Genomic DNA, 15,900 nt, shown 5'->3' with positions numbered 1-15,900 from the left:
GGGCTCGTCGCCGCGCCGGGGTGGCGGCGTCCCGCTGCCGGGGATGCCGCCACACCGGTCGGTCAGAGGATGGCGCGCAGGGCCTCCAGGTCCTCGTCGCTGGGCTGCCAGGCGCCCGCGGCGGCGTTGGCCAGCACCTGCTCCGGCGTGGTGGCGCCGGCGATCACCGAGGTCACCGCCGGCTGGGCGGCCAGCCCGCCGATGGCCACCTGGAGCATCGACAGCCCCCGCTCGGCCGCGTACGCCTCGATCGCCTCGATGGTGTCCCAGTCGGCGGCGGCGAGGCGCTGCGCGTACCGGCCGCCGGCGGAGAGCCGGCTGCCCGGCGGCGGGGCCTGGTTCCGCTGGTACTTGCCGGTCAGCAGCCCGTTGGCCAGCGGGAAGAACGGCAGCATACCGAGGCCGAACCGCTCGCAGGCCGGGATGACCTCGGCCTCGACCGAGCGCTCCAGCAGGCTGTAGTGGTTCTGCGCGCTGATGAACCGGGACCGCCCGTTGGACGAGGCCACCCAGTCGGCGTCCGCGATCTGCCAGCCGGCGAAGTTGGAGTTGCCCAGGTAGCGCACCTTGCCGGCGCGTACCAGGTCGTCCAGCGCGGCGAGGGTCTCGTCGATCGGGGTGCCCGGGTCGGGCTCGTGCATCTGGTACAGGTCGATGTGGTCGGTGCCGAGCCGGCGCAGCGACGCCTCCACCGCCCGCGCGATGTAGCGGCGCGCGCCCCGGGCGCCGAAGTCCGGCCCGTTCAGGCCGTGCATGTCCATGCCGAACTTGGTGGCCACCACCACGTCGTCCCGGCGCCCCTTGAGCGCCTGGCCCAGCAGTTCCTCCGAGCCGCCCTGCGGCTCGCCGTAGATGTCGGCGGTGTCGAAGAAGTTGATCCCGGCGTCCAGCGCGGCGTCGACCACCGCCCGGGTGCCGTCGAGGTCGAGCTTGCGGCCGAAGTTGTTGCAGCCGATGCCGACCACGGACACCACGAGCCCGGAGTCGCCCAGCCGGCGGTAGGTCATCTCAGTCACGAGATCAACCCTATGCCCGACCGGCGGAGCGGGTCGGGTCAGCCGCCCATCCGGTGGCGGACCCGGGACTCAGCCGAGCACCTCGGCGCAGAGCCGGCGGGCGGCGTCGAGGGTGGCGGCCAGCTCGGCCGGTGCCCGTCCCACGGCGCCGAGCAGCGCCTGCGCGCGGGGCGCGAAGTCGGCCGGCGCGCCGGGCAGCCGCCCGGCCGAGGCGACCATGCCCTTCTCGTTCAGCAGCCACTGCCCGGCCCGGGCGTGCAGCACCTGCACGAGCACCCCGACCGCCCGGAACAGGCACCCGGCCAGGTACGCGCTGTCGCCGGCCGTGACCGCCTTCTCGGCGGCGGAGAGCAGGAACCCCGCCTCCCAGCCGCCCCGGGTCAGGGCGTCGGCCAGTGCCGGCGGGTACGCCCGCGTCTCCTCGCGCAGCGCGGCCAGTTCACCGGTCGGGTCGGCGAGCACCCGGCACAGCGCCACCTCGCCGGCGTAGACGTGGGAGTAGAAGCCGAGCGGGTGCCCGGCCTGCACGCCCACCTCGTACCGGCCGGCCCGGCAGTCGGCCCACACCCGGCGTACCCGGTCGAGGTCCCGGTAGATCCAGTCGACGGCCACCCCGCCGACGCGGAGCCAACCGCCACCGTCCACCCACGGTCCCCAGCCGCCCGGTTCGGTCAGCGTGACCGGCTCGTCGGCGACGGACGCGGCGACCGCGCGCAGCCCCGGCACGTCCAGCTCGCCCCGGTAGTAGAGACCCAGGTCCCAGTCGGAGTCCGGCCGGTGGGTGCCGCGCGCCCGGCTGCCGCCCAGCGCCACGGCCACCACCCCGTCGACGGCGCAGAGCCGGCCGGCCAGCTCCACCGGGTTCACCCGACGTCCCACACCGGCTCGGGGGTCTCCACCACCTCGCCGTCGCCGCGGAAGAGCACGAACCGGTCGAACGAGCGGGTGAACCACCGGTCGTGGGTCACGGCGACCACCGTGCCCTCGAACGCGGCCAGCCCGGCTTCGAGGGCCTCCGCGCTGGCCAGGTCCAGGTTGTCGGTGGGCTCGTCGAGCAGCAGCAGGGTCGCCCCGGAGAGTTCCAGCAGCAGCACCAGGAAGCGTGCCTGCTGGCCGCCGGAGAGGGTGCCGAACCGCTGGTCGCCCTGCCCGGCCAGCTCGTAGCGGGACAGCGCCGCCATCGCCGCGTGCCGGTCCATGCCGGCCCGGTGCTCGTCGCCCCGCCAGAGGATCTCCACGAGGGTCTTCGCCATCAGCTCCGGCCGGTCGTGGGTCTGGGAGAAGTGGCCGGGCCGCACCCGGGCGCCGAGGCGGGCCACCCCGTCGTGCGCCACCGGGGCGAGCGCCGCGGCGCCGTCGACCGGGCCGTTGGCCGGGTCGGGGTCGGTGCCGCCCCGGGCCAGCAGCCGCAGGAAGTGCGACTTGCCGGTGCCGTTGGCGCCGAGCACCGCCACCCGGTCGCCGTACCAGATCTCCAGGTCGAACGGGTAGGTCAGGCCGTCCAGCTCCAGCTTGTCGCAGATCACCGCGCGCTTGCCGGTCCGCCCGCCGGTCAGCCGCATCCGGATGTCCTGGTCCTTCGGCGGTACGGGCGGCGGCCCGGCCTCCTCGAACTTGCGCAGCCGGGTCTGCGCGGCCTGGTAGCGCGAGGCCATCCCGTCGTTGTACGCGGCCTTCTGCTTGTACATCAGCACCAGGTCCTTGAGCTTCTGGTGCTCCTCGTCCCAGCGCCGGCGCAGCTCGTCGAGGCGGGCGTGCCGGGCCACCCGCGCGGAGTGCCAGCTGGCGAAGCCGCCGGGGTGCACCCAGGCGCTGCCGCCCTCCACCGCGACCACCCGGTCGGCGGTGTGCGCCAGCAGTTCCCGGTCGTGCGAGACGTAGAGCACCGACTTGCCCGACTCGCGCAGCCGCCCCTCCAGCCAGCGTTTGCCGGGCACGTCGAGGAAGTTGTCCGGCTCGTCCAGCAGCAGCACCTCGTCCGGACCGCGGAGCAGCAGTTCCAGCGCGAAGCGCTTCTGCTGGCCGCCGGAGAGGGTGCGCACCGGACGCTCCCGGGCGGCGTCCCAGGGCAGGTCGAGCACGATGGTGGCGACGGTGTCGAAGAGCACCTCGGCGTCGTACCCGCCGACCTCACCCCAGGCCGCGAGCGCGTCCGCGTACGCCAGCTGGGCCTTGCCGGCGGCGGTGCTGTACTTGCCGTGCACCTCGGCCGCCCGCATGGCCGCCTCGGTCGCGGCCAGCCGGTGACCGGCGTCGCGCAGCGCCGGCGGGGCGAGCGACAGCGCCAGGTCGGCCAGCGTGGACTCGTCGCCGATCATCCCGATGAACTGGCGCATCACGCCCAGCCCCCCGGTACGCGCGATCGCGCCGGTCCGCACCGGCAGGTCGCCGGCGATCATCCGCAGCAGCGTGGTCTTGCCGGCGCCGTTCGGCCCGACCAGCGCGACCTTGGCGCCCTCGCCGACCCGGAACGACACGTCGGCGAAGAGTTCCCGGCCGTCGGGGAGGATGTGCCCGACCGCTGCCACGTCCACGTATCCCACGCCGGCATCCTGCCCGAGCACCCGCCGGGCGGCCCAACCAATTACCGGGTGACGCGCAGCACCCGGTAGCCCTTCTGGCTGGCCCGCCGCTCGACCTGCCAACCCTGCTCGACCAGCCAGCGGTGCAGCGAGTCGCCACCCAGGTGCCGGGCGACCACCAGCCAGGCGACCCCGTCCGGGGCCAGCCGGGGCAGCCAGCGCAGCAGCAGCCGGTGCAGCTCGTCCTTGCCGATCCGGATCGGCGGGTTGGACCAGAGCTGGGCGAAGGTCACCGAGTCCGGCACGGCGTCCGGGGCGGCGACGCGTACCCGGTCGGCCGCGCCGGTCCGCGCGGCGTTGGCGGCGGTGAGCGCCCGGGCCCGCTCGTTGACGTCGACCGCCCAGACCGTGGCCGCCGGTGCCGCGTCGGCCAGCACGCAGGTGATCGGCCCGAACCCGCAGCCGAGGTCGAGCAGGTCGCCGGTGGTGCCGGGCGCGGGCAGGTCGGCCTTGCGCAGCAGCACCGCGGTGCCGGGGTCGAGCCGGTCGGCGGAGAAGACGCCGCCGGCGGAGGCCAGCGTGTAGTCGCGGCCGGCGACGGAGAACTCGACCTCGCGGGGCGCGGCGGCGGTCGCGGGTTCAGCGGTGAAGTAGTGGTCGCCGGTCACGCCGGCAATTCTCGCACCGCCGGTGCGCGCTCCCGGCCCGGGCCGTCGGGGGTCGTGTCCCGGGGCCGTCGAGGGTCTCCCGGGGTCGTCCGGGGTGCGGACGCAGCACGACCCGAAACACCCCGCACGACAATTTCCCATTATTACCCCCTAAAGGGACAATCACTCCTAGTCTGGGCGACATGGTGTATCGGTACGAGTCCGATGAGGACGCATACGTGGAGTACCCGGGGTCCGGGTCCGACCGGTCGGTGCTCGGCGCCGGTCCGCCACCGCCGGCTGGGCCCTCCCCGTCCCGCTTCCCCACCCCGTCGCTGCCCCGGGTCACCCGGGTGGCGTCGCCGCCCGCCGACGACCCCGCGCCGCCGCGCTACCCGGTGCCGTCGCATGACCCGGTGCCGTCGCATGACCTGGTGCCGTCGCATGACCCGGTGCCGTCGAGCGACCTGGTGCCGGCGGCCGAACCGAGCTACGCCGCCTCGCCGGTCGAGCGATCCCGCCCGGAGACCTACCCCCCGCCGCCGGCCGAGTCGACGCCGGCCGAGCGGTACTCGCCGCCGCCGACCGAACCGCCCGGCGCGTACACCGCCGCCGGACCGGCCGAGCCGCTGCCGGCGGCCCGGCGCGGCGGTCGCATGTGGCAGGTGCTGATCGGCGGCGCCGCCGTCCTGGTGCTGCTCGCTCTCTGTGGCCTCGGGGCCGCCGCCCTGCTGATGGACCGCACCGGCAACCCGACACCGGAGGCCACCACCCAGCCGGGCGTCGCCCAGTCGGCCGCGCCCGAGTCCGACTACCTCGACTCCCGGGACACCGACCAGGCGCCGCTCACCGCCAAGGAGGTCTTCCCGGGCAAGCAGTTGGCGGTCGCCGACGGGCAGCCCGCATACCAGGTGCTGAAGACCCAGTCCAGCGCCAGTTGCGCGGTGGCGGCCACCGACGAGGTCGCCGACCTGCTGGTCCGGCTCGGGTGCAGCCAGGTGGTGCGGGCCACGCTGCGCACCCCGGACGGCGACCACCTGGTCACCGCCGGGCTGTTCAACCTCACCGACCGGGCCAGCGCCGAGCGGGCCCGGGACCGGATCCGGCAGCTGCTCGACGAGCGGCAGGGCCGGTTCCGGGGCATGGCCGCCGATGCCGGCACCGAGGCGATGGCCACCGCCCCGGCCCGGGTGGGCTGGCAGGTACGCGGCCACTACCTCGCCTACGCCGTGGTCGCCCGGGCCGACGGCGAGACCATCCGGTCCGGTGACACGGCGGTCCGCGAGATCCTCTTCGACATGATCGAGCTGCACCTGAACCAGGGGGTGCTGGAGCGGCGGGCCGACGGCGGCGTGGCCGGCCAGCCGACGGCGGGCCCGACCGACGACGGCACCGGCGCCGACAACGGCCGCGCCGAGGAGGACGAGCGGTCGGGCGACTGACCGCTGCGACGAGCACGGGTGCGCGGCCGCGGGCCGCGCACCCGTTCGCATGTGCGGGCGGGCTCAGCGGCGCGCTCGCGGTGATCCTGGTCGAGGGCGGGCGGACTACCGACGGGCGAGACGTCCGGCGTGCGGCCGCCCGGGCGACCGGTCAGGACTCGGTCGGTACCCGGAGCCGGCGGGTGAGGTCGGCGCGGCGGGCGTACTCGGCCGGGTCGTCGGGGTAGCCGACCGCCACCAGGGTGAGCCCGTGCGCCGGCGCGACGGTCACCTCGCTGGACCGCTCCCGCCGGGTCAGCAGGCCCGCCGGCCAGCCCACCGGCCGGCGGCCGTCCCCGGCCACCAGCATCGCGCCGACCAGGCTGCGCACCATCGCCTGGCAGAACGCGTCCGCCTGGACGGTGGCGACCAGCACGCCGTCCGGGTCGCGCCGCCAGTCCAGCCGGGTCACCTCGCGCAGCGTGGTGGCGTTCTCCTTGCGCCGGCAGTACGCGGCGAAGTCGTGCTCCCCCACCAGCCCGGCCGCCGCGGCGTTCAGCGCGTCCAGGTCGAGCGGCTTCGGCCAGGCCAGGATCTCGTGCCGGCGCAGCGGCTCCGCGCCGTACGGGGCGTCGGTGACCCGGTACTCGTAGCGGCGGAAGGTGGCCGAGAACCGGGCGTCGAAGTCGGCCGGCACCTCGGTCATCGCGCGTACCCGCACGTCGGTGGGGAGCAGCCGGGCCAGCCGGCGCAGCAGCGTCCCCGCCCGCTCCCGCCAGACCGCCGTGGGCAGGTCGAGGTGGCAGACCTGGCCGCTGGCGTGCACCCCGGCGTCGGTCCGGCCGGCCACGGTCAGCCCGGTCGCGACACCCGCGCCGAGCACCAGGTCGAGGGTCTGCACGAGCACCCCGGCGACCGTGCGCCGGGTCGGCTGGGCGGCCCAGCCGGAGAAGTCGGTGCCGTCGTACGCGACGTCCAACCGCAGCCGGGTGCGCTCGTCCACTCGTACCTCCGCCTCACGGGTCGGGCCCGGCACCCCGTGAGGGATGCCGGGCCCGATTGGCCTGGCTCAGGCCTTGTCGTTCTCGCCGGCCTCGTCGCTGTCCTCGCGCGCGGCCGGGGTGTCGCCGGACGCCGACACCGGCGGCTCGGCGTCCTGGTCGCCGGAGTTCGACCGCGGGGTCTCCTCCGCCGGGGCGAGCGCCTCGACCTTGTCCTGCTGGGCCGCCTTGCGGGCGGCGGTCTTCTTGTTCGCCTTCGGCTCGGCGGCCTGAAGCTCCTCGACCAGCTCGATGATCGCCATCGGCGCGGCGTCACCCTTGCGCGGACCGGTCTTCACGATCCGGGTGTAGCCGCCGTTGCGGTTGGCGTACCGCGGCGCGATCTGGTCGAACAGGGCGTAGACCACGTCCTTGTCCTTGACGACACCCAGCACCCGCCGGCGGGACGCCAGGTCGCCGCGCTTGGCCTTGGTGATGAGCTGCTCGGCCAGCGGACGCAGCCGCCGGGCCTTCGTCTCGGTGGTCTGGATCTTGCCGTGCTGGAACAGCGCGGTGGCCAGGTTGGCCAGCATCAGCCGCTCGTGCGCGGGGCTGCCGCCGAGGCGGGGGCCCTTGGTGGGCGTGGGCATGCTTGGTGCTCCTCAGGTGTGGCGGCAGCGCGGACTAGAGCTGCTCGGTCTCGCGGTAGTCGTCGGTGTCGTAGTCGGCCTCGCCGAAGGCGTCCACGACGTGCGCCGGATCGAAGTTCGGAGCCGAGTCCTTCAGCCCCAGCCCCATCCCGGCGAGCTTCATCTTGACCTCGTCGATCGACTTCTGGCCGAAGTTGCGGATGTCGAGGAGGTCGGCCTCGGTACGCCCGATGAGCTCACCAACGGTGTTGATGCCCTCGCGCTTGAGGCAGTTGTAGGAGCGGACGGTCAGGTCCAGCTCCTCGATCGGCAGGGCCAGGTCCGCCGCGAGCTGGGCGTCCTGCGGGGACGGCCCGATGTCGATGCCCTCGGCGGTCTCGTCCAGCTCCCGGGCCAACCCGAAGAGCTCCACCAGCGTCGACCCGGCGGAGGCCAGCGCGGTGCGCGGGCCCATCGACGGCTTGGTCTCGACGTCGATGATCAGCCGGTCGAAGTCGGTCCGCTGCTCGACACGCGTCGCCTCGACCCGGTAGGTGACCTTCAGCACCGGCGAGTAGATCGAGTCGACCGGGATCCGGCCGATCTCGGCGCCGGCCTGCTTGTTCTGCGCCGCCGTGACGTAGCCCCGGCCCCGCTCGACGGTCAGCTCCATGTCGAGCCGGCCCTTGCCGTTGAGGGTGGCGAGCTTCAGGTCCGGGTTGTGCACCGAGACGCCGGCCGGCGGCTGGATGTCACCCGCGGTCACGTCGCCCGGGCCCTGCTTGCGCAGGTACATGCTGACCGGCTCGTCGTGCTCCGAGCTGACGCAGAGCTCCTTGATGTTCATGACGAGCTCGACCACGTCCTCCTTGACCCCGGGGATCGTGGTGAACTCGTGCAGCACGCCGTCGATCTTGATCGAGGTCACCGCCGCACCCGGGATCGACGACAGCAGCGTACGCCGCAGCGAGTTGCCCAGGGTGTAGCCGAAGCCCGGCTCCAGCGGCTCGATGGTGAACCGGGAGCGGGTCTCGTTGATCGACTCTTCGGAAAGAGACGGTCGCTGGCTGATGAGCATGTCTTCTCTTCTCTTCCGGGGCGCCCGCTATATGACGCCCACGACACAAACTGTTCCGGTGGCCCGCCCCGGAGGGCGGGCCACCGCAACGAGCCCTTACTTGGAGTAGAGCTCGACGATCAGCTGCTCCTGGACCTGGGTGTCGATCACCTGGCGGGCCGGGAGCGAGTGCACGAGGATCTTCATCTGGCTCGGGATGGCCTCCAGCCACGCCGGAACCGACCGCGAACCGGCCTGAGCCTGCGCCACCAGGAACGGGGTGAGCTGCTTGCTCTTCTCCCGCACCTCGATGATGTCGTGCTCCTTGACCCGGTACGACGGGATGTCGACCTTCTTGCCGTTCACCGTGAAGTGGCCGTGCTTGACCAGCTGACGGGCCTGGTCCCGGGAGCTGGCGTAGCCGGCCCGGTAGACCACGTTGTCCAGCCGCGACTCGAGGATCTGCAGGAGGACCTCACCGGTCTTGGCCTGCTTGGCCACGGCCTCCTCGTAGTAACCGCGGAACTGCTTCTCCAGCACGCCGTAGACGCGGCGGGCCTTCTGCTTCTCGCGGAGCTGGAGCAGGTACTCCGTCTCCTTGGTGCGGCCGCGGCCGTGCTGCCCGGGCGGGAACGGCCGGGACTCGAACGGGCACTTCGGGCCATCACACTTGCTGCCCTTGAGGAACAGCTTCATCTTCTCCCGCCGGCAACGGCGGCAGTCAGCACCGGTGTAACGAGCCATCTCTCTCTACCTCTCAGACCCGGCGACGCTTCGGCGGACGGCACCCGTTGTGCGGCTGCGGGGTCACGTCGGAGATCTGACCGACCTCCAGGCCCACGGCCTGCAGCGAACGGATGGCGGTCTCCCGGCCGGAGCCGGGGCCCTTGACGAACACGTCGACCTTGCGCATGCCGTGCTCCATCGCCCGGCGCGCGGCGGCCTCGGCGGCCAGCTGCGCGGCGAACGGGGTCGACTTGCGCGAGCCCTTGAAGCCCACCTGGCCCGCGGAGGCCCAGGAGATGACCGCACCGGTCGGGTCCGTGATGGACACGATGGTGTTGTTGAAGGTGCTCTTGATGTGCGCCTGCCCGTGGGCGACGTTCTTGCGTTCCTTGCGCCGGACCTTCTTGACGGCGGCTCCGGCACGAGCCTTCGGTGGCATAAGTCTGTGCGCTCCTAGTTGACTTACCGAAACAGGTTGGAGTCCGGCCTACCTCGGCGGACGCCGACCCGGATTCCGGTTTTCGTCTTACTTCTTGCCGGGCTTCTTCTTGCCGGCGACGGTCCGCTTCGGGCCCTTGCGGGTGCGGGCGTTGGTCCGCGTCCGCTGGCCACGCACGGGGAGACCCCGGCGGTGCCGGATACCGGCGTAGCAGCCGATCTCGACCTTGCGGCGGATGTCCGCGGCGACCTCGCGGCGCAGGTCGCCTTCAACCTTGTAGTTGGCCTCGATGTGGTCGCGGAGCTGGACCAGCTCCTCGTCCGTGAGGTCCCGGGCGCGCTTGTCCGGCGAGATGCCGGTGGCGGCGAGCGTCTCCAGGGCGCGGGTGCGACCCACGCCGAAGATGTAGGTGAGCGCGATCTCCATCCGCTTCTCGCGGGGGAGGTCGACGCCGACTAGACGTGCCATGTGCGGGCGTACTCCTCGTGATGTTCTGGCGGAGGTGTGGACCCGTCCCACCCCGCTACCGACCGTCCCGTCCTTCCGACGCTTACCGCGCCGGCGACCGGGATCGGTCGCTGCCCGAGCGGGCCCCGGCCTCCGACCGGGGGTCAACCACGAGGGAGTACGCGCTGCGTACCGCTCGCGGCTGGGACGAGCTAGGTGATGTGTTGTCTGGATCTGCGGCCCGGACCGATCCGACCGGCCGTGTCACGACCGGTGGGACTGGTTCAGCCCTGGCGCTGCTTGTGGCGCGGGTCGGTGCAGATGACCATGACCCGGCCGTGCCGGCGGATCACCCGGCACTTGTTGCAGATCCTCTTGACGCTCGGCTTGACCTTCACGGTTGCCTTACTTCCCATCTGGCCCGGAGTCGCGACGTGCGACCCGGACGTCGAAGACGGACACGGGACGACCCGGCCGTCGTCAGGCTTACTTGTAGCGGTAGACGATGCGCCCGCGGGTCAGGTCGTACGGCGACAGTTCGACGACGACCCGGTCCTCCGGCAGGATGCGGATGTAGTGCTGCCGCATCTTGCCGCTGATGTGAGCCAGCACCTTGTGGCCGTTCGCGAGCTCCACCCGGAACATGGCGTTCGGCAGGGGCTCGATGACCCGACCCTCGATCTCGATGGCTCCGTCTTTTTTCGGCATGTCCTCCGCTGTCCTGACGTCGGTTGCTCCGGACGGCCCACAACGTCTTACACGGGTGACTGACCATGATCAGAAAGCCCGCGCCAGCCGCGGCTCCGAGTCCCACCGAAGCGCTTGGTGGGCATGCCGGAGTGGACGCTGTGCGCCGATCAGTCAGTGTACGCGCGCCTGCACGCCGTCGCCAAACCGGCCACCAGCGGATTCACCGTACCGGGCAAATCCGCCCATCCCGCCGGGTGAGTGGCTACTCGTCCGGGCCGCCGGCCTCCAGCGCCCGCCGGCGGGCCCGCTTCGCCAGCTTCCGCCGGCGCCGGCGCTCCCGCTCGGCCTCCCACCGCCGCGGCTCACCCCCGGCCAGGCCGGTGACGGTGCGCACCAGCAGCACCGCGCCCCACGGCCCGGCCATCCAGCCCGGCCAGAAATACAGCAGATCGCGTGCGTACAGGGAGGAAATCGCCCAGATGGCCACCACGATCGGCACCACCTGGAGGTAGGGCAGCCAGACCTCGGCCAGCCAGCAAGCGGCCGCCCGGCGGGCGGTAGCCGGGTGGGCCGGCGCCGGGACGGCGTCCGCCGGTTCCGCGAGCGCGGACGCGGCCGGGGGCGTCACCGCCGGCAGGTCGCTCACCAGCGCGTCCAGTTCGGCGTACGTGCGGGCGGCGTAGGCCTGCTGCAACCGCTCGTCGTACTCGTACAGGCTCAGCCGGCCCTCGTCGAGCGCCACCCGCAGCCGGTCGGCCACCGCCGTACGGTCGGCATCGGCGGCCCGCATCCCGTCCCGCCCCTCCATGCCCGCAAGCATGCCACCGCCCCACCACCCCCACGAACCCCCGAACCGGCCGCCCCGCCCGGGTGGGACGGGGACGGATGGGACGGGGGCGGATGGTGCGAGGGCTGGGTCAGGGGGTCGGGGCGGGTTGGCGGGCGGTGACCAGGTCACCGAGGCGGGCCCGGCCGCCGTCCTCGGCGGTCAGCACCCACACCCCGTCGGGCAGCAGCGCCATCGTGTGCTCGACGTGCGCCGCGACCGAGCCGTCCCGGGTCACCACTGTCCAGCCGTCGGCCAGCTCCACGGTGCGCGGCGAGCCCATCGTGATCATCGGCTCGATGGCCAGCGCCATGCCGGGCACCAGGCGGGGGCCCTTGCCCGGCCGGCCGTGGTTGAGCACGTGCGGGTCCTGGTGCATCTCGGTGCCGATGCCGTGCCCGCCGTAGCCGTCGACGATGCCGTACCGCCCGCCCCGGCGGACCGCGTCCTCCACCGCGTGCGAGATGTCGGTGAGCCGGCCCTTGCCGCTGGCCGCGCCCCGCGCCGCCGCGGCGATACCGGCCCACATGGCGTCCTCGGCCACCGTGGCCATCTTCAGCAGGGTCGGGTCGACCTCGCCCACGCCGACGGTGATGGCGGCGTCGCCGTGCCAGCCGTTCAGCACCGCGCCACAGTCGATCGAGATCAGGTCGCCCTCGCGGAGCACCTGCTCGGGTGCCGGGATCGCGTGCACCACCTGCTCGTTGACCGAGGAGCAGATCGAGGCGGGGAAGCCGTGGTAGCCCTTGAACGACGGGACCGCCCCGGCCTCGCGGATGGTCGACTCGGCGATCGCGTCCAGGTCGGCGGTGCTGACCCCGGGGGCGACCGCGGCACGCATCCGGCGCAGGGCCTCGGCGACCACCAGACCGGCGGCGCGCATCTTCTCGATCTGGTCGGGGGTCTTCAGCTGGATGTCCAGCTGGGGACGACGCATGGAGCCGTTACCTTTCGTTGCCGAACAGCGGGGCACGCCGGACGTACCCCGCTGTTCGCACTCTATCCGCCGTGGGCGGGACGTCAGCCGCTGTAGGAGCGCAGGGCGTCGATGGCGCGGACGGTGACGTCCTCCACCGGACCGGTGGCGTCGATGCCGACGAGCTTGCCCTGGGCGCCGTAGTAGTCGACCAGCGGCGCGGTCTTCTCCGCGTACTCCCGCAGCCGGGCGGCGATGGTCTCCGGCTTGTCGTCGTCGCGCTGGAACAGCTCGGCGCCGCAGCGGTCGCAGATGCCGTCCCGGGTGGTCGGGTCGAACTCGACGTGCCAGATCTTGCCGCAGCCCCGGCAGGTCCGCCGGCCGGAGAGCCGGCGGATCACCTCGTCGTCGTCGACGACCAGTTCGAGCACCAGGTCGAGCGCGGTGCCCAGGTCGGCGAGGAGCTTGTCGAGCGCGGCCGCCTGCGGGGTCGTGCGGGGGAAGCCGTCGAGCAGGAAGCCCTCGCTGGCGTCCGGCTCGGCGAGCCGGTCCCGGACCATGTTGATGGTCACCTCGTCCGGCACCAGCTTGCCGGCGTCCATGTAGCGCTTCGCCTCGACGCCGAGCGGGGTCCCCTGGGACACGTTGGCCCGGAAGATGTCTCCGGTCGAGATCTTCGGCACCGAGAGGTGCGCGGCGATGAACTCGGCCTGCGTGCCCTTGCCCGCGCCCGGCGGGCCAACCAGAACGAGTCTCATCTACCGCAGGAACCCTTCGTAGTTCCGCTGCATCAGTTGGCTCTCGATCTGCTTGGTGGTCTCCAGACCGACGCCAACCATGATCAGCACAGCGGTACCGCCGAACGGGAAGTTCATGTACTGCTGCTTGTCCAGCCAGATGAAGAAGAAGTTCGGCAGGATCGAGATGATGCCCAGGTAGAGGGCGCCCGGCAGGGTGATCCGGCTGAGGATGAAGTCGAGGTAGTCGGCGGTCGGCTTGCCGGGGCGGATGCCCGGCACGAAGCCGCCGTACTTCTTCATGTTGTCAGCGACCTCGGTCGGGTTGAACGTGATCGAGACGTAGAAGTACGTGAAGAAGATGATCAGCAGGAAGTAGACAGCGATGTAGATCGGGCTGGTCGGGTCGACCAGGTTGTTCTGGATCCACGCCTGCGTCTTGCCGGGGTTGGTCTGGTCGAAGAACTGGAGCGCCAGCTGCGGCAGGTAGAGCAGCGACGACCCGAAGATGACCGGGATGACACCCGCCTGGTTGACCTTCAGCGGGATGTAGGTCGAGGTGCCGCCGTACATCCGCCGGCCGATCATCCGCTTGGCGTACTGCACCGGGATCCGGCGCTGCGCCTGCTCGATGAAGGTGACAGCGGTGATGACCACCAGGACCAGCGCGATGACCAGGAAGAACTTCCACCAGCCCTGGCTCTGCTTGATCTGCCAGCCCTCGCTGGGGAGCCGGGCGGCGATCGAGGTGAAGATCAGCACGGACATGCCGTTGCCGACGCCGCGGTCGGTGATCAGCTCACCGAGCCACATGACCACACCGGTGCCGGCGGTCATCGTCATCACCAGGATGGTCAGGGTCAGCCAGTCCGGGATGCCGGTGCCCTCGGGGATGATCGGGAACTGGTCGCACTGGTTGTTGAACAGCTGCCCGGAGCGGGCCAGCGCGACGAACGCCGACGCCTGCAGGACACCGAGGCCCAGGGTCAGGTAACGGGTGTACTGGGTGATCTTCGCCTGGCCGGCCTGGCCCTCCTTGCGGAGCTGCTCCAGCCGCGGGATCACGACGGTCAGCAGCTGCAGGATGATCGACGCGGTGATGTAGGGCATGATGCCCAGCGCGAAGACCGAGAGCTGCAGCAGCGCGCCGCCGGAGAAGAGGTTCAGCAGGTTCAGGACGCTCGTGGAGTCGCCCTGGATGGTGTCGAGGCACTTCTGCACGTTGCCGTAGGACACGCCCGGGCTCGGCAGCGTGGCGCCGAGCCGGTAGATCGCGATGATGCCTACTGTGAACAGCAGCTTCTTGCGCAGGTCAGGCGTACGGAACGCACTGAGAAAGGCGGACAGCAACTTCTTCCTCCTGCGCGAGGCGGGCCGCCGGTGATCCCTGGCGGGTCGGGGTGGGTGCCGGGCGAGTGCCCGATATCCATAGCTGGGAAGGGACTCTAACAGCCCGATCCCGGTCCGGGCAGATGTGCCCGGCTACATAAACCGAGTTTGATGTTACCCGGCGCACAGGGCCCAGGTAGACCGTGGCGCCCGCCAGTTGCGGGCAACTGGACGGGCGCCACGGGTCGTGCAGTCCTTACAGCTCGGTGACCGAGCCACCGGCAGCGGTGATCTTCTCCTTGGCCGACGCGCTGAACGCGTGCGCCGACACCTGGAGAGCCACGCCACCGAGGTCGCCGGTGCCGAGCACCTTGACCGGCTGGCCCTTGCGGACCGCGCCGGCCTCGACCAGCTCCAGCGGGCCGACCTGGCCGCCGTTCGGGAACAGCTCGGCGAGCCGGTCCAGGTTGACCACCTGGAAGACCACCTTGAACTTGTTCTTGAAGCCCTTCATCTTCGGCAGGCGCATGTGGATGGGCATCTGCCCACCCTCGAACGCCGCCGAGATGTTCTTGCGGGCCTTCGAACCCTTGGTACCGCGACCGGCGGTCTTGCCCTTGGAGCCCTCACCGCGACCCACGCGGGTCTTCGCGGTCTTGGCACCCGGCGCCGGGCGCAGGTGGTGGACCTTGATCGTCATTACTCGACCTCCTCGACCTTCACGAGGTGGTTCACAGTGAAGATCATGCCGCGGATCTCGGGCCGGTCCTCCTTGACCACCACGTCGTTGATCCGCTTGAGACCGAGCGAACGCAGCGAGTCACGCTGGTTCTGCTTGGTCCCGATCTCGGACCGGACCTGGGTGACCTTGAGACGTGCCATCAGGAAGCCACCCCCGCCCGCGACGCCAGCATGGCGGCCGGCGCGACGTCCTCCACCGGCAGGCCACGACGCTGGGCGACGGCCTCGGGGGACTCCAGCCCCTTCAGCGCCGCCACGGTGGCGTGCACGATGTTGATCGGGTTGGACGACCCGAGGCTCTTGGAGAGCACGTCGTGGATGCCCGCGCACTCCAGCACGGCACGCACCGGACCACCGGCGATGACACCGGTACCGGCGGAGGCCGGCTTGAGCAGCACGACGCCGGCGGCGTCCTCGCCCTGGACCGGGTGCGGGATCGACTGACCGATCCGCGGCACCTTGAAGAAGTGCTTCTTGGCCTCCTCGACACCCTTGGCGATCGCCGCGGGCACCTCCTTGGCCTTTCCGTAGCCCACGCCGACCGTGCCGTCGCCGTCGCCCACGATCACCAGGGCGGTGAAGCTGAAGCGACGACCACCCTTCACGACCTTGGCGACGCGGTTGATCGCGACGACCCGCTCGAGGTGCGGGGTCTTCTCGACGGGCGCGTTTCCGCGGCCGCCCTCACGGCGGTTGTCGCGGCGACCACCCTCGTTGCCACCGGACCCGCCGCCACGGCGCTGTTGACCTGGCATCAGCAGCCTTCCTTCTCTCTCG

20 protein-coding genes are annotated in these 15,900 nt (G+C 71.8%); 1 reads left to right on the top strand and 19 read right to left on the bottom strand.

The annotated features are described in order from the left end of the window. Nucleotides 1-62: 62 nt before the first annotated feature. From SM577_RS05790 to SM577_RS05775, 4 genes are all read right to left on the bottom strand, one after another. Nucleotides 63-1,007 (bottom strand): aldo/keto reductase, encoded by a 945-nt coding sequence (locus SM577_RS05790; protein WP_302919692.1) that lies wholly within the window; start codon nt 1,005-1,007, stop codon nt 63-65. Between the two features lie 78 nt (nt 1,008-1,085). Further along, nucleotides 1,086-1,883 (bottom strand): nucleotidyltransferase domain-containing protein, encoded by a 798-nt coding sequence (locus SM577_RS05785; RefSeq protein WP_474586434.1) that lies wholly within the window; start codon nt 1,881-1,883, stop codon nt 1,086-1,088. Beyond that, a complete protein-coding gene (locus SM577_RS05780) occupies nt 1,880-3,559 on the bottom strand; it encodes an ATP-binding cassette domain-containing protein (protein ID WP_474581489.1) in 1,680 nt (559 codons plus the stop codon). The genes SM577_RS05785 and SM577_RS05780 overlap by 4 nt, the downstream gene beginning before the upstream one ends. 41 nt (nt 3,560-3,600) lie before the next feature. After that, complete coding sequence (locus SM577_RS05775) at nt 3,601-4,206, bottom strand: class I SAM-dependent methyltransferase (protein WP_474581488.1); 606 nt, start codon at nt 4,204-4,206, stop codon at nt 3,601-3,603. 182 nt (nt 4,207-4,388) lie between these two features. Here SM577_RS05775 and SM577_RS05770 point away from each other — a divergent pair, with 182 nt between their 5' ends. Then, entirely contained in the window at nt 4,389-5,627 is a 1,239-nt protein-coding gene (locus SM577_RS05770) for a hypothetical protein (protein WP_474586433.1), read from the top strand. 151 nt (nt 5,628-5,778) lie between these two features. On the opposite strand, the gene truA is transcribed toward SM577_RS05770, so the two are convergent. The 15 genes from truA to rpsE all read right to left on the bottom strand — a co-directional run bounded on the left by truA (nt 5,779) and on the right by rpsE (nt 15,878). After that, nucleotides 5,779-6,609, bottom strand: a complete 831-nt coding sequence (truA, locus tag SM577_RS05765; protein WP_474586432.1) for a tRNA pseudouridine(38-40) synthase TruA — start codon at nt 6,607-6,609, stop codon at nt 5,779-5,781. A gap of 66 nt (nt 6,610-6,675) precedes the next feature. After that, nucleotides 6,676-7,236, bottom strand: coding sequence for a 50S ribosomal protein L17 (gene rplQ / locus SM577_RS05760; RefSeq protein WP_302919518.1), 561 nt, complete (start codon nt 7,234-7,236; stop codon nt 6,676-6,678). Nucleotides 7,237-7,270: 34 nt separating this feature from the next. Continuing rightward, the gene (locus tag SM577_RS05755; RefSeq protein WP_120684293.1) at nt 7,271-8,293 is read right to left on the bottom strand and encodes a DNA-directed RNA polymerase subunit alpha; all 1,023 of its coding nucleotides are present in this window, start codon (nt 8,291-8,293) and stop codon (nt 7,271-7,273) included. A gap of 96 nt (nt 8,294-8,389) precedes the next feature. Beyond that, a complete protein-coding gene (gene rpsD / locus SM577_RS05750) occupies nt 8,390-9,016 on the bottom strand; it encodes a 30S ribosomal protein S4 (RefSeq protein WP_155330244.1) in 627 nt (208 codons plus the stop codon). 13 nt (nt 9,017-9,029) lie between these two features. Further along, complete coding sequence (gene rpsK, locus SM577_RS05745; RefSeq protein WP_007073011.1) at nt 9,030-9,437, bottom strand: 30S ribosomal protein S11; 408 nt, start codon at nt 9,435-9,437, stop codon at nt 9,030-9,032. An 87-nt stretch (nt 9,438-9,524) separates the two neighbouring features. Beyond that, nucleotides 9,525-9,905, bottom strand: a complete 381-nt coding sequence (gene rpsM / locus SM577_RS05740; RefSeq protein WP_007073012.1) for a 30S ribosomal protein S13 — start codon at nt 9,903-9,905, stop codon at nt 9,525-9,527. Nucleotides 9,906-10,168: 263 nt separating this feature from the next. Further along, a complete protein-coding gene (gene rpmJ, locus SM577_RS05735; protein WP_012184307.1) occupies nt 10,169-10,282 on the bottom strand; it encodes a 50S ribosomal protein L36 in 114 nt (37 codons plus the stop codon). An 88-nt stretch (nt 10,283-10,370) separates the two neighbouring features. Beyond that, entirely contained in the window at nt 10,371-10,592 is a 222-nt protein-coding gene (infA, locus tag SM577_RS05730) for a translation initiation factor IF-1 (RefSeq protein ID WP_007073013.1), read from the bottom strand. Between the two features lie 244 nt (nt 10,593-10,836). Next, nucleotides 10,837-11,382 carry a DUF1707 SHOCT-like domain-containing protein gene (locus SM577_RS05725; protein WP_474586431.1) on the bottom strand — a complete coding sequence of 182 codons (546 nt, stop codon included), beginning with the start codon at nt 11,380-11,382 and terminating at the stop codon, nt 10,837-10,839. Nucleotides 11,383-11,491: 109 nt separating this feature from the next. Continuing rightward, nucleotides 11,492-12,337, bottom strand: coding sequence for a type I methionyl aminopeptidase (map, locus tag SM577_RS05720; protein WP_474581484.1), 846 nt, complete (start codon nt 12,335-12,337; stop codon nt 11,492-11,494). Nucleotides 12,338-12,420: 83 nt separating this feature from the next. After that, the gene (locus SM577_RS05715; RefSeq protein WP_302919521.1) at nt 12,421-13,074 is read right to left on the bottom strand and encodes an adenylate kinase; all 654 of its coding nucleotides are present in this window, start codon (nt 13,072-13,074) and stop codon (nt 12,421-12,423) included. Next, nucleotides 13,075-14,403, bottom strand: a complete 1,329-nt coding sequence (secY, locus tag SM577_RS05710; protein ID WP_302919522.1) for a preprotein translocase subunit SecY — start codon at nt 14,401-14,403, stop codon at nt 13,075-13,077. A gap of 235 nt (nt 14,404-14,638) precedes the next feature. Continuing rightward, on the bottom strand, nt 14,639-15,082 hold the full coding sequence (rplO, locus tag SM577_RS05705; RefSeq protein ID WP_088991891.1) for a 50S ribosomal protein L15: 444 nt from the start codon (nt 15,080-15,082) through the stop codon (nt 14,639-14,641). Further along, the gene (rpmD, locus tag SM577_RS05700; protein ID WP_012015110.1) at nt 15,082-15,264 is read right to left on the bottom strand and encodes a 50S ribosomal protein L30; all 183 of its coding nucleotides are present in this window, start codon (nt 15,262-15,264) and stop codon (nt 15,082-15,084) included. The genes rplO and rpmD overlap by 1 nt, the downstream gene beginning before the upstream one ends. Continuing rightward, nucleotides 15,264-15,878 (bottom strand): 30S ribosomal protein S5, encoded by a 615-nt coding sequence (gene rpsE, locus SM577_RS05695; RefSeq protein ID WP_088997381.1) that lies wholly within the window; start codon nt 15,876-15,878, stop codon nt 15,264-15,266. Before rpsE ends, rpmD begins: the two co-directional genes overlap by 1 nt. Between the last annotated feature and the right edge of the window lie 22 nt (nt 15,879-15,900).

The organism is Micromonospora desertarenae (assembly GCF_056150265.1).
This window is presented reverse-complemented; position numbering and strand designations above follow the sequence as displayed.